At 75.2% G+C, this 13,228-nt stretch carries 10 protein-coding genes and 1 pseudogene; 1 reads left to right on the top strand and 10 read right to left on the bottom strand.

Going from position 1 to position 13,228, the window contains the following annotated elements; all coding sequences use genetic code 11:
* Together BI06_RS51815 and BI06_RS38305 are read right to left on the bottom strand one after the other, a co-directional pair.
* Positions 1–314 (bottom strand): annotated as a pseudogene (locus BI06_RS51815) (hypothetical protein); the annotation flags it as partial.
* A 106-nt stretch (positions 315–420) separates the two neighbouring features.
* Positions 421–2,796 (bottom strand): FHA domain-containing protein, encoded by a 2,376-nt coding sequence (locus BI06_RS38305; RefSeq protein WP_043475986.1) that lies wholly within the window; start codon positions 2,794–2,796, stop codon positions 421–423.
* 270 nt (positions 2,797–3,066) lie between these two features.
* Here BI06_RS38305 and BI06_RS38300 point away from each other — a divergent pair, with 270 nt between their 5' ends.
* The gene (locus BI06_RS38300; protein ID WP_158516513.1) at positions 3,067–4,416 is read left to right on the top strand and encodes an acyltransferase; all 1,350 of its coding nucleotides are present in this window, start codon (positions 3,067–3,069) and stop codon (positions 4,414–4,416) included.
* A 65-nt stretch (positions 4,417–4,481) separates the two neighbouring features.
* Here BI06_RS38300 and BI06_RS38295 read toward each other — a convergent pair whose 3' ends face one another.
* The 8 genes from BI06_RS38295 to BI06_RS38260 all read right to left on the bottom strand — a co-directional run.
* Positions 4,482–5,441 carry an alpha-ketoacid dehydrogenase subunit beta gene (locus BI06_RS38295; protein WP_043475981.1) on the bottom strand — a complete coding sequence of 320 codons (960 nt, stop codon included), beginning with the start codon at positions 5,439–5,441 and terminating at the stop codon, positions 4,482–4,484.
* Entirely contained in the window at positions 5,438–6,538 is a 1,101-nt protein-coding gene (locus BI06_RS38290) for a thiamine pyrophosphate-dependent dehydrogenase E1 component subunit alpha (protein WP_233290457.1), read from the bottom strand. Before BI06_RS38290 ends, BI06_RS38295 begins: the two co-directional genes overlap by 4 nt.
* Positions 6,535–7,449: a phytanoyl-CoA dioxygenase family protein gene (locus tag BI06_RS38285; protein WP_043475978.1), complete on the bottom strand. Its 915-nt coding sequence runs from the start codon at positions 7,447–7,449 to the stop codon at positions 6,535–6,537. The genes BI06_RS38290 and BI06_RS38285 overlap by 4 nt, the downstream gene beginning before the upstream one ends.
* 37 nt (positions 7,450–7,486) lie before the next feature.
* The gene (hppD, locus tag BI06_RS38280) at positions 7,487–8,500 is read right to left on the bottom strand and encodes a 4-hydroxyphenylpyruvate dioxygenase (protein WP_037779550.1); all 1,014 of its coding nucleotides are present in this window, start codon (positions 8,498–8,500) and stop codon (positions 7,487–7,489) included.
* Between the two features lie 76 nt (positions 8,501–8,576).
* Positions 8,577–9,839 (bottom strand): beta-ketoacyl synthase, encoded by a 1,263-nt coding sequence (locus BI06_RS38275; protein ID WP_030393199.1) that lies wholly within the window; start codon positions 9,837–9,839, stop codon positions 8,577–8,579.
* Entirely contained in the window at positions 9,836–11,500 is a 1,665-nt protein-coding gene (locus BI06_RS38270) for a class I adenylate-forming enzyme family protein (protein ID WP_043475975.1), read from the bottom strand. The genes BI06_RS38275 and BI06_RS38270 overlap by 4 nt, the downstream gene beginning before the upstream one ends.
* 232 nt (positions 11,501–11,732) lie before the next feature.
* Entirely contained in the window at positions 11,733–12,266 is a 534-nt protein-coding gene (locus BI06_RS38265; RefSeq protein ID WP_030393197.1) for a hypothetical protein, read from the bottom strand.
* A partial coding sequence (locus BI06_RS38260) for a beta-ketoacyl synthase (RefSeq protein WP_043476404.1) occupies positions 12,263–13,228 on the bottom strand: 966 nt, incomplete at its 5' end. The genes BI06_RS38265 and BI06_RS38260, both read right to left, overlap by 4 nt.

The following is a 13,228-nucleotide window of genomic DNA, read 5'->3' as shown; positions in this document are numbered from 1 at the left end:
TCCTCCAGCAGCGAGCGGTAGCGGGCCAGGCCGCCCTCCGCCTCGGCGAGGGCGGGGCGCGGGTCGGCGGTGCGGGCCGGCGGGCCGGTGGCGGTGGGCGGGACGCCGGGGAGCGAGAGCAGCAGCCGGCCGTCGACCCAGGTGGTCCAGCCGTTGGAGCAGAGCACCTGGGCCCAGTCCCCGGCGCGGCCGAGCAGTTGCAGCGGCAGCAGCGGGTCCAGCGGGGACGCGGGTTGCGCCGGGTCCGGGGCGGCCCAGCTGGGCAGGCCGTCGGGTGGGGCCACATGGGTGGGGCGGAACCCGAACTCGTCCATCGGCAGGGTCACTTCCGCAGGGTCGCTTCCGCTGGTTCACTTCCGCTGATTCGCTTGCGTTGATTCACTCGGGCCGGTTCACTCGCTCCGGTTCACTTGCGCCGGTTCATTTCCGCATGATCGCCGGCTCCTGCCGCCGCAGCAGGGCGAGCACGGCGACGGCCAGCAGCACCGCGAGCCCGACCAGCAGGGCCAGCGCGAACAGCCACCCCGCCCGGTCCTGCCGGAACAACGGGTCGGCGGTGATCGCGGTCGGCAGGACGGTGTGCAGGTCGACGGTGCGGGCCATCGCGGACAGGCCCCAGCGGGACGGCACCAGCCAGGAGAACTGCTCCAGGCCGGGTACGCCGTGCAGCTTCAGCATGGCGCCGCTGAACACGATCTGCACCACGGAGAGCAGCACCAGCAGCGGCATCGTCGCCTCCTCCTTGCGGACCAGGGCGGACACCAGCAGGCCCAGCATCATCGCGGAGAAGGACAGCAGCGCCACCGCGATGATCAGCTCGGCCAGTGGTGGCAGCAGTACGCCGCTGTGCACCGTCACCCCGTTGGCCAGGGTCGGGCTGAGATCGACGCCGGCCAGGCCGACCACCGTCAGTACGGCGGCCTGCCCCACCGTGATCGTGCCGAGCACCACCACCTTGGACACCAGATAGGCCGAGCGGGACAGCCCGACCACGCGTTCTCGCTGGTAGATCGGCCGTTCCTTGACGATCTCGCGCACCGCGTTGGCCGAGCCGGTGAGCAGACCGCCGATGCAGAGCGTGAGCAGGCAGTTCAGCGCGTTGTCGGAGGAGAGCCGGCTGCCCGCCATCGCCCGGCACATCACGCCGATCAGGAACGGCAGGGCGATCATCACGGTCAGGAACAGCCGGTCGGCGGCGAGCACCGCCGTGTAGCGGCGGATCAGTGTGCCCAGCTGGGCGAACCAGCCCTGCGGCTGCTCCGGGCCGATGCTGTCGGCGGCCTCCGCCCCGGGACCGGCCACCGGGACCGGCCGTCCGGGCGGCAGGGCCCCGGCGGCGACGTACCGCTCGTACTGGGGCGACTCCCGGAACCGGCGCTGCCAGGCCGCGTGGTCCTCGTTCTCGAACGCCTCGAAGGCCTGCGGCCACTCGGTGAAGCCGAAGAACGGCAGCGCCTCGTCGGGCGGGCCGTAGTAGGCGGTGCGACCGCCGGGGGCGAGCACCAGCAGCCGGTCGCAGACGTCCAGGCTGAGCACACTGTGGGTGACCACGACGACGGTGCGTCCGTCGTCGGCCAGACCGCGCAGCATCTGCATCACCGAGCGCTCCATGCCCGGGTCCAGCCCCGAGGTGGGCTCGTCGAGGAAGAGCAGCGAGGGTTTGGTGAGCAGTTCGAGGGCGACGCTGACGCGTTTGCGCTGGCCGCCGGAGAGGCTGGAGATCACCAGGTCGGCGCGGGCGTCCAGGCCGAGTTCGTGGATCACCTCGGAGACCCTGGCCTCCCGCTCCTCCTTGGCGGTGTCGCCGGGGAAGCGCAGTTCGGCGGCGTAGGAGAGCGCGCGGCGGACGGTCAGCTGGGTGTGCAGGATGTCGTCCTGCGGCACCAGGCCGATCCGGCGGCGCAGCTCCGCGTAGTCGCGGTAGAGGTCGCGGCCGTCGTAGAGCACGGTGCCCTCGTCGGCCGGACGCAGCCCGGTGAGCGCGTTCAGCAGGGTGGACTTGCCGGCGCCGCTGGGGCCGGCCACGGCGAGCAGGGCCTTCTCGGCGAGCGGGAAGGAGACGTCGTCGAGCAGCACCCGCCGGTCGGAGCCGACGCGCACGACCAGGCCCTGCACATTGAGCGAGACCTCCCCGGTGTCGGTGTACTCGACGAGCTCGTCGCCGGAGAGGCAGAGCGCGAAGTGGCCGATGCCGACGATGTCCGCCGGGCCGATCGGGGCCCGCTGGACGGGGCGGCCGTTGAGGTAGGTGCCGTTGTGGCTGCCCAGGTCGACGATCTCGTGACCGCCGTCGGGCAGGGTGCGCAGTTCGGCGTGGTGCCGGGAGACGACGAGGTCCTCCAGCACCAGTTCGTTGTCGGGGGCTCGGCCGATCCGCACCGTCCGGCCGGGCAGCCGCAGCACGGCGCTGGGCCGGCGGAAGGTGCCGGAGACCGCCGGGACGACGAGCGAGGGCCGCTCGGCCGGGGCTGCGGCGGGCAGGCCGGCGAAGGTGGCGGACGGCCCGTCCGCCGCGTCGCCGAACCGCAGCCTGGTGCCGGGGCCGACCTCCTCGGACCGGATCCGGCGACTGTCGGCGAAGGTGCCGTTGGTGCTGCCGACGTCCTCCAGCTGCCAGTGGTCGGAGGTGGTGTGCAGCACGGCGTGGTGCCAGGAGACCCGGGGGTCGTCGAGGACGATCTCGCTGGTCGGGTCGCGGCCGACGTGGTACGCCCGGCGCGGATCGAGCAACTGCGAATCCGTGTCGGTGACGAGGACCAGGGGCGGCGCGTCGGGCGCGCCCGGGCGCTCTCCCATGCTTCGGAGTCTAGTCGGGCGGCGCCCGCCCGGCCCGGTCGACGAGTCCGACGGCGCCCGCCCGGCCCGGTCGCCCCGCCCGGTGACCCCGTGCGGCGGCGCCCGCCCGGACCGGTCACGGAGGGTGCGGAGCGGCCGGGCGGGCTTATGCCGGGCAATTGGACTGGACCACTGGATTGCCGCCCGGGTACTGCCCTATCGTTCGGGGAGATCTGTACGGTCGTCGGGGCCCTCCGTACGACACGCCACGCGAGCCCCGGGATGGATCCATTGAGCGTCTGGCCGCAGTTGCGCGACACCCGAACGGTCAGAGCCGGCGTCGCGCCCGGGACGGTGCTCCGCTGCGGTCTCGTCGACACCATGCTCGCCGACCTCTCCGTCTCGGTCGTGCTGTTCTTCGACCGGACCCTGGACGAGGAGCGCCTCGCCGCCGGGCTGGCCCGGGCGCTGGAGCGGGTCCCGGTGTTCGCCGGCCGACTGCGCACCGTCGACGGGGTGTTGGAGGCCGTCTGCGACGACTCCGGTGTGCCGATGGTGAGTTACCGGGTCGACGGCACCCTCGCCGAGTCGATGGGCCGGGTCACCGCGCCCGGCGCGCAGCACGTCGACCCGCTGGACGCCCGGGCCGCCCGGACCGGCGACGGGCCGCTGTTCGGCGTCCGGGTCACCCGCACCGGCGACGGCGGCACCGTGCTCGGCTGCTCCTGGCACCACGCGATCGGCGATCTGCAGAGCTTCGCCCTGCTGCTGCGCGCCTGGTCGGCGGCGGTCGAGGGCGAGGAACTGCCGGTGGCCGAACTCGTCGAGGACCAGGACGCGCTGCTCGACCGGGTGCTGCCCGCCGAGGACAGCGGGCGCCCCGGCTTCCGGGTGCCCGGGGAGAGCGAACGCCTGCTGCTGGACCGCGAGGTGGCGGCCGGGCCGCGCGCCAACCGGACCGTGCAGCTCTACTTCGGGGACGACGAGATCGCCCGGATGCGCGAGGAGTTCGGCGCGGCGGTCGGGTACAAGGTCTCCGCCGGCGATGCCGTCTGCGCCCATGTCGTGCACACCGTCAGGGAGTTGGACAACGACCCGGAGACCCGCTGGCTCACCGTCCCGGTCAACGTCCGGCGCCCGCTCGGCCTGCCGGACACCCTGATCGGCAACCTGCTCGGCGACATCCACCTGCCGTACACGCCCGCCGACGGACCCGGTGCCCTCGCCGGGGCGCTGCGCACCGCCGTGCGGGACTACGCGGAGGAGCACCTCAACCTGCGCTCCAACCTCCGCTTCCTGGCCGAGCTGGGCCGCCCCGGGCTGGCCGGCTGCGTGCCGCTCGGCTTCGACCCGCAGCACCGCCGGTTCAGCTTCTCCAACTGGAGCCGCTTCGGCCTCTACGACGCCAGCTTCCAGGGGCAGCGGCCGGTGTTCTTCAGCCCGACCGCCAACTACCCGCTGCCGTGGGTCTCGTGGAGCGTGGAGGGCTTCGGCGGCACCGGGATCCTCACCACGCTGGTGGTCCCCGCCCGGCTGGCCGCACGGCTGCGCGGGACGGACGGCCGGGCGGCCCTGCACCGCTACCGGGACCCGTCGGACCGGCTCCCGGCGCTGCTCGCGGCCGTGCCCAAGGTGCTCTGAACGCCGACCGGGGGCGGCCTCGGTGGCCGCCCCCGGGGGCGCTCGATGCTCGGTGAGCGCGGGATCTACTTCATGACGGCGCGCAGCGCGTGCCGCAGCTGCTCCCGGTCGGGTTGCAGCGCCCGGTCCAGCTCGGGGGCGAACGGCAGTACCGTGCCGTCCGGCCGGGTGATCCGGCGGGGCGGGGCGGTGAGTCGGAACTCCTCGGCGGCGGTGGCCAGTACCTCCGCGCCGATCCCGCAGCTGCGGTTGGAGTCGTCGATCACCACCAGACGCCCGGTGCGCTCCAGCGACTCGCCCAGCGCGGCCCAGTCGAACGGGTACAGCGTGCGCGGGTCGAACACCTCGACCGAGATCTCGCCGGCGAGTTCCTCGGCCACCGCCAGCGCGTCGTGCACCAGGTGCCCGACGGCCACCAGGGTGACGTCGGTACCGGCGCGGTGCACCCGGGCCCGGCCGAGCGGCACCGGGACGAGGTCCCAGGTGACGGTCTCGCGGACCGGCAGCGCGGCGGCCGGGGCGAACACCACCACCGGGTCCGGGTCCTGGATCGCCGAGCGGAGCAGCCCGTAGGCGTCGGTCGGCGTGGCCGGGACGACGGTCTTCACCCCCGAGTGCGCGAACAGGCTGTAGGGGTGGTCCGAGTGCTGGCCCGCCCAGCCGCTCCGCGAGCCGGAGCCGGGGACCAGGCAGGTGAGAGGGACGCCCGACTGCCCGCCGCTCATCAGCGAGAACTTGTGTGCCTGGTTGACGAGTTGCTCGAAGACCAGGAACAGCAGGGACGGGATCTGGAACTCCAGCACCGGCCGCCGCCCGGCCAGTGCCGCGCCGACCGCCATCGCGGTGAACGCCTGCTCGGAGAGCGGGGTGTCGACGATCCGCTCCGACCCGAACCGGTCCAGCAGTCCGAGCGTGGGCCCGGCCATCCCGGCGCCGATGTCCTCGCCGAACACGCAGACCGCGGGGTCGGTGTCCAACTCGTCGGCCAGCGCCCGGTTGAGCGCCTTGGTGTACGACAGTCTCATGCGACCGCCCCCGCCCGGGGCCGCAGGCCGGAGGCGTACAGGTGGTCGGCGGCGCCGGCCGGGTCGGGGTGCGGCGAGGCGAGCGCGAACTCCTCGGCCGCCGCGAGCCGGGCGTCGACCTCGGCGTCCAGGGCGGCGGCGCGCCCGGCGCCGATCGCGGCGGCGGCCCGGGGGAGCGGGTCGCGTTCGCGCCAGGCGGCCACCTCCTCGGGGGTGCGGTAGTGCAGCTTCATCAGCCGTTCCATGGTGTGGTGGCCCTCGAACCGGTAGGTGCGGCATTCCAGGAACGCGGGACCGCCGCCGTTCCGGGCCCGGGCGACGGCCTCCTCGGCGGCGGCCCGCACCGCCTCGGTGTCCATGCCGTCGACCTCGGTGGCCGGGATGCCGAAGGCGGCGGCCCGGCCGACCGCGCTGCCCGCGACCGCGGTGCCGGCCGGCAGGGTGGTGGCGTAGCCGTTGTTCTCGCAGACGAAGAGCACCGGCAGCCGCCACATCGCGGCCAGGTTGAGCGACTCCAGCAGCACGCCCTGGTTGAGCGCGCCGTCGCCGAAGAACGCCACCGCGACCGCGTCCGAACCGGCCTGCCGGTCGGCCCAGGCGGCGCCGACCGCGATCGGGGCGCCGGCGCCGACGATGCCGTTGGCGCCGAGGATGCCCAGCCGCAGGTCGGCGGCGTGCATCGAGCCGCCCCGGCCCCGGTTGGACCCGCCGACCCGCCCGGCGAGTTCGGCCAGCATCCGGGCCGGGTCGAGGCCCCGGGCCAGGACGTGGCCGTGGCCGCGGTGGGTGGAGGCGAGCCGGTCGGCGGGGCCGAGCGCGGCGCAGACGCCGACCGCGACGGCCTCCTGCCCGATGTAGGGGTGGATGCCGCCGGTGATCACCCCGGACTTGACCAGGCCGAGGGCCCGCTCCTCGAAGGAGCGGATCAGCCGCAGCATCCGGTACCGCCGCTCGGGCGTGTCGAGCGCCGCCACGGCGGGCGGGGCGTCGGCGGGCGAGGTGTCCGGTGCGGTGCCGGCCGGTGCGGTGTCGACAGGCGCGGTATCGGCGGGCGCGCTGTCGGCGGGCGCGGTGCCGGCGGGTGCCCCAGGGGTCACAGCGCTCCCCGCCAGACGGTCGGGCAGTAGTCCGGGTCGGCGTAGTCGGGCCGGCCGTCGGGGGTGCGGCGGACCAGCACGTCGTGGTTGTAGACCACCGGCCCGCCGTCCGGACGGGTGGCGGCCTGGTACGCGTTGCCGCCGTCCTGGAGGTGCAGCGAGACCGCCCGGCGCGGGTAGGAGGCCAGGTTGGGGCCGCTGCCGTGGTAGGTGCGGCAGTGGTGGAAGCTGACGTGCCCGCGCGGGATGACCATCGGGACCTTGCGGACCTCGGTGCCGTTGTACTCCGCGTTGGCGTCCAGGATGGCGTCCAGCTCGGAGTTGTCGCGCTCGGCGAAGTGTCGGGTGGAGTCCTCCCCGGAGGGAAGCTCCTTCCACCGGTGGCTGCCGTCGACCATGGTGATGGTGCCGTTCTCCTCGCTGCAGTCGTGGAACGGCAGGAAGGCGGTCAGCATCCGGTCCGAGGAGGAGGTCTGCCAGTAGTGCTTGTCGAAGTGCCACGGCACGTGGTTGCTGGGCTCGCCCGGCACCGGGGGCTTGTAGATCAGGGTGGCCTGGAAGACCCGGACCTCCTCCGCCTCGGCGAGGAGCGCGGCGACGGCGCCGAGCAGCGGCTTGCGCAGGATCGCGCCGATCGCGTCGCTCTCGTAGTGCACGTAGTCGTTGTGCCGCTGGACCGGGCCGTCCGCGGCCGACCAGGAGGCCAGCCGCGGCGGGCGGACCTGCAGGGTGCGGTCGCGGTGGCCGGTGTAGTAGTGCTCGGTGGCGGCCTGGAGGGTGTCCAGCTCCTCGTCGCTGAACAGCCGGCGGGACAGGTACCAGCCGTGCTCCAGGTAGCCGGCCACCTCCTCGGGGGTGGGCAGCAGGGCGCGTTCGGCCTCGGTGAGGTGGAACTCGGGTGCGGTGGTCATGGGGGTCGGGCCTCCTCTTCGGGCGGTGCGGGTGGACTCAGACGGAGGCGGCGGCGCGCTGCCGTTCGACGGCCTCGTACAGGGCCTTGATGTTGGCGGTGCCGAAGGTGCCGGCGCCCTGGCGCTCGATCAGCTCCACGAAGTACGTCCGGCGGGGGTGGGTGGACCGGGCGAAGATCTGGAACAGCTGCCCGCCGTGGTCCTGGTCCACCAGGACGTCCAGCTCGCGCAGGGTCTCGACCGGGATGGCGGTGGCGCCGAGCCGCTCGGCGAGCGCGTCGTAGTAGGTGCCGGGGGTGGTCAGGAACGCCACGCCGCGCTCGCGGGCGCCGCGCACGGCGGTGGCGATGTCCCCGGTGCGGAAGGCGAGGTGCTGGACGCCCGCGCCGTCGTGGTCGGCGAGGAAGGTGTCGATCTGGCCGGCCCGGCGGCTGGTGTCGGGCTCGATCAGGGTGAAGGTGACCTCGCCGGAGGCGCTCTGCACCACGCTGGAGTCCATGGCCTGCTCGCCGACCTCGATGTACTCGCCGAAGATCCGGTGCATGCCGAGCGCGGCCTCGCAGAAGCGCACCGCGTCCGCCAGTTGGCCGGCCGGCAGGCAGATCGCGGCGTGGTCGAGGGCGTCCAGCAGCGGCGGTCCGGCCCCGTCCGGCTCGGCCGCGGCCGGCGCCTCGGGGACGAAGCGCAGGGCGGTGTCGCCGAAGCCGGCCACCAGTCCGCCGGCCCGGTCCAGGACGCGGGCGCCGTGCCGCTCGGCGCGGTCGAGGGCGGCCTGCGGGTCGGGGCAGGACAGCGCGAGGGCGGCGACGCCCTCGCCGTGCCGGGCGGCGTAGCGGGCCACCGGGTGCGCGGGGTCGGCGGCGGAGCGCAGCAGGAACTTGATGCTGCCCTGGCGCACCAGGACGGTGCGGGCCTGCGCGGACTCGGCCGCGGCGAGCTGTTCCGGCTCGGGCGGGACGGCGGTGAAGCCGTAGTCGGCGCAGAGCCCCGCCGCGGTGGCGTCGGCGTCGGCGCTGTGGTACTCGACGTGGGCTATGGACTGGATGGACAACGGGATCTCCCCGGGGGATCGCGAGTTGACGAGTGGCCTGGCACGGGTGTCCGCGCTGCGGCGCTGCAGGGCGGCGTCAGCGGAGGGACGGGGTGGAGGCGGGCTCGAAGACCAGGCTGAGGTTGTGCCCGCCGAAGGCGAAGGCGTTGCTCAGGGCCGCGGTGAGCGGGCCGGTACGGGCGGCGCCCCGGACGTGGTCCAGGTCGCAGGCCGGGTCCGGCTCGGTGAGGTTGACGGTCGGTGGCAGCGTCCCCCGGGCCACCGCCAGGGCGGTGACCGCTGCCTCCAACGCGCCTGCGGCGCCCAGTAGATGACCGGTGGCCCCCTTGGTCGAGCTGACCGCGGGGGTGTGTCCGCCGAAGACCGACCGCAGGGCGGCGGTCTCGGCGACGTCGCCGAGCTTGGTGCCGGTGCCGTGGGCGTTGACGTAGCCGATGTCGGCCGGGGCCAGGCCCGCGTTGGCGAGGGCGGAGCGCATCGCGTCGGCGGCGCCCGCGCCGTCGGGGCGCGGCATGGTCGGGTGGTGCGCGTCGGTGGAGGCGCCCCAGCCGGTGAGCTCGGCGTAGCCGGCGGCGCCGCGGGCGGCGGCGTGCTCGCGGCTCTCCAGGATCAGGACGGCGCTGCCCTCGCCCAGCACGAAGCCGTTGCGGCGGCTGTCGAACGGCCGGCTCGCCTGCGATGGGTCGTCCCAACCGGACGCCAGGGCACGGGCGTTGGTGAAGGCGGCGGCGATGGTGGGGTGCAGGGAGGATTCGGTGCCGCCGCACACCACCACGTCCGCGTCGCCGGAGCGGATCAGGCGCAGGCCCTCGGCGACGGCCTGGGCGCCGGCCGCGCAGGCGGTGACGATGGCCGTGCTGAAGCCGCGGATGCCGTGCTTGATGGCGATCCGGGCGGTGGCCATGTTGGAGAGCATGCCGGGCAGCAGGTACGGGCTGACGCCGGGGCGGCCGCGTTCGGTCCGGCGTTGCGACTGCTGCTCGAAGGTCTCCAGTCCGCCGCCGCCGGTGGCCAGGACCACGGCGGTGCGGTGCGGGTCGGCGTCGCGGCCGACGACCAGGCCGGCGTCGGCGAGGGCGTCGTCGGCGGCGGCCAGCGCGAGCAGCACGAACCGGTCCACGCAGCGGGTCTCGGTGGGCGGCAGCACCTCGCGGCCGTCGATCGCCGGGGCGATGCCGGCGGCGTTCAGCCAGCCGTGGGCGGCGTGGCCCTCGGGGACGGCGCGGATGCCGGAGCGGCCGGCGGTGAGGGCCTCGAAGACCTCGGCGGGCTTGCGGCCGAGCGGGGTGACCAGGCCGATGCCGGTGACCACGGCGCCCGGGCGGCGGGCGGCGCTCATCGGGCGGCCACCGGCGCGGCGGCGGCAGCGGCTGCGGTGACGGGGACGGCGGCGACCGAGTCGAGGTAGCGCTGCCGCAGCAGCACCTTGCGCACCTTGCCGGTCGGGCCGAGCGGGATGTCGTCCCCGGAGACCACGAGCACCTGGCGGACGGTGGCCGCGGCGGCCTCGTCCAGGGCTGCGGTGACGGCCTCGGTGCGGTCGGCGTCCGGGTCGGCGTCGGCGGCGAGGACCAGCAGCACATCGGTGACCACCCGGTCGCCGTCGCGCACCGCGACCACGGTGCAGTCCAGCACGTCGGGGTGGGCGGCCAGCACCCTCTCCTCCGACATGGCGGTGAACAGCCGCTTGCCGTCGCCGAGTTCGACCGAGTCGACGGCCCGGTCGACGTGGTAGTAGTAGCCCTCCTCGTCCCGGTACATGAGGTCGCCGGTGAGGAAGCGGCCGCGCAGCCGGGTGCGGTAGGTGGTGGCCGAGTCGTTCCAGTAGCCGAGCGCCAGGGTCGGTGAGGTGGTGGCGAGTTCGCCGACCTCGCCGGGGCCGAGCGGCTCGCCGTCCGGGCCGACCAGCTCGCAGTCGACGAAGGCGTGCGGGCGGCCGACGCAGCGGCCGTAGCGCTCGGTGCCGGGGCCGTGGGTGATGAAGAAGTGCGAGTGGCCCATCTCGGTGGAGCCGAGGCCGTCCACGAACAGCGATCCCGGCACCCGGACCCGGCCCTCGCGGGTGACCGACTCGCGACTGCCGGCGGCGACCAGGCGGCGGATGTGCACCTCGTGGGCGCAGTCGCCGGTGTTCCACCAGAGTGCGACGGAGTCCAACTGCCTTGCGGTGAGGTCGTGGTGGGCGAGCTCGGCCCAGGTGGCGGCGAAGCCGACCACGCCGCTGGGGCGCCACTGCTCGATCGCGTCCAGCACACCGGCGCCGGACTGGCTGGAGAGGACGGCGAGCTGGGTGTGCGAGGCGAGCGAGAGGTTGACCGCGATCAGGGTGGCGGCGTGCGGGGCGGGCAGCGCGCTGAGCATCCGCTCCTGCCCCTGCGGGCGGGGCAGCCGGGCGCGGTGGCGGATCGCCGCGTAGAGGCTCGCGTGCGAGTGGACCACCGCCTTGGGCAGTCCGGTGGTGCCGGAGGAGTGGGTGATCGCCACCGGGTCGTCGGCCGAGTGCCGGTAGGGCGCGGGGGCGGCCGCGGGGTCGCCGGCGCCCAGCGTCGCGATCTCCGGCAGCGCGGGGGCGCCGGTCTCGTGGCCGGCCAGCGCGGCCAGGTGCGGCCGGTCGGCGAGGACGCCGACCGGGCCGAGCTTGGCGATGTAGCGGGCGGCCCGCTCGCCGTCCAGGTTCGGGTTGAGCAGCGCGGGGATGGCGCCGATCCGGGCCAGCGCGAGGAAGGCGAGGACCTGGTCGGCGGCGTCGCCGGCGTACACCACCACCGGGTCGCGGCGGCCGATGCCGAGGGCGTGCAGGGCGGCGGCCCGGGCCCGGACGGCGCGGTCCAGCTCGGTGAGGGTCAGCGGCTGCCAGGCGGCGTGCTCGTCCACCGGGGTGTCGAAGGTCAGCAGCGGCTCGTCGAGGCCGAGGCCGAGTTCGATGCGGCGGGTGAGGACGTTGCCGGCGCCGACGGCCGGGTCGTCCGCCAGCAGGGTGCGGATACTGCGGATGCTCACGGGGTGGATCCCTCCCGAGGTGCGGGCGTGCGGGCGTGCTGCGGCGGGACGCGGCGGGCGGGGGACCGCTCGCGCCGCTGGGTGCGCAGGGGTGGGGCTGGGGCGGAGCGGGGTGGCGGGTTCGGGTCGGTGCTTCGGTCGGTACGTCGGGTTCGAGCTGCGGGTTCGTGCTGCGGACTCGTGCTGGGGGTTCGTGCTGGGGGTTCGTGCTGCGGGTCGGTCCGGGATCCGGTCAGGCGGTGGTGACCAGGAGGGCCACCGCGCGGTCGGTGCCGTCGGCGTCCTCGTCGGTCTGCTCCGCCTGCTCGGCGGCGATGACGAGCACCTGGTCGGCGTCGCCGTCGGCGAGCAGCAGCTCCGCCAGGTCCAGCGCGTCCTGGGGGACCCGTCCGGGTGGCGGGGGCCGGTCCGGGCAGATCGCCACCACGGGGCCGGTGAGGCCCCAGCGGGCGGCGATGTGGCCGAGCACGGCGTTCGGGTTGGACTGGAAGAACAGCAGCGGAGGCATCCGCCGGGCGGTGTCGGCGGCGGCCTCCTCGATGGCCCGGGCGGTGGCGAGGTCGCCGCTCGCGCTGGCCAGCAGCAGTGCCGTCCGGCCGGGCGCGGGAGCGTCACCGTGGCGGGCGCGCAGACACCGTTCGGCGGTCTCGGCGACCAGCGGGTTGAAGGAGGACGCGGAGAAGCCGGGCAGCGGCGGCAGTTGCTCGGGCCCGCGGGCTTCGGGGTCGGGCCAGGCGGCCTCGGCGAGGATGCGCAGCGCGGTCATCGGGCGGCCACCAGGAGTGCGGTGTTGGCGCCGCCGAAGGCGGAGTTGAGGGTGAGCGCGTAGCGCGGCCGGGCGGTGCGCGGGCCGTCCAGGACGAGGTCCAGGCCGATCTCCGGGTCCGGGCCCAGCCAGCCGGCGTTGACCGGCAGCAGGCCGTCGGTCAAGGCGCCGATGGTGACCACGAGTTCGAGCAGCGCGGAGGCTTCCAGGGCGTGGCCGTGCACGGCCTTGCTGGAGCTGACCGGCAGTCGGTCGGTGTGTTCGCCGAAGACCCGCCGCAGGGCGAGGGCCTCGGCGTGGTCGGAGAGGGTCGAGCCGGTGCCGTTGGCGTTGACGTAGTCGACCTCCTCCGGCGCGATGCCGGCCCGGTCGAGCGCGGCCCCGATCGCCCGGGCCACGCCGTCGCCCGCCGGTTCGGGGCGGCAGACGTGGTGGGCGTCCCCGGCCCGGCCCCAGCCGGCCAGCCGGGCCAGCACGGGGGCGCCGCGCCGTTCGGCCTCCGGCTCGGCCTCGACCAGCACGGCGACCGCCGCGTCACCGAGCAGGGTGCCGCTTCGGCCGGTGCTGAACGGGCGCAGTTCGCCGTCCCGGGCGAGCGCCCGGCCGGCGTCGAAGGCGGCGAAGACGCCCGGCTCGACCAGGTGCCCGGCGGCGACCAGCACCCGGGTCCGGCGGCCGGAGGCGACCAGCTGGGCGGCGTCGGCGACGGCGGTTCCGGCCGCCACGCAGGCGCCGGTGTAGCCGCGCAGGACTCCCGGGCCGCCCCAGCGGGCGGTGGTCCCGGCGGAGACCTCGGCCAGGGTGGCCCGGGTGTGCCGGTCGCTGTGCAGGGCGAGCAGCACGGGCGGGCCGCCGTCGGGGTCGGCCGGGTCCAGGCCGGCCGAGCGGCAGGCCTGGCCGACGGCGGCGAGCACCGCGTCGGCGAGCGGGCGCGGTTCGGGCAGCAGCGCGGCGCGGGTGGT

This window comes from Kitasatospora sp. MBT66, assembly GCF_000710405.2.
Taxonomy (GTDB): Bacteria; Actinomycetota; Actinomycetes; order Streptomycetales; family Streptomycetaceae; genus Kitasatospora; species Kitasatospora purpeofusca.
The sequence above is the reverse complement of the archived record's forward strand: the minus strand, read 5'-3'. Positions and strand labels throughout refer to the sequence as shown.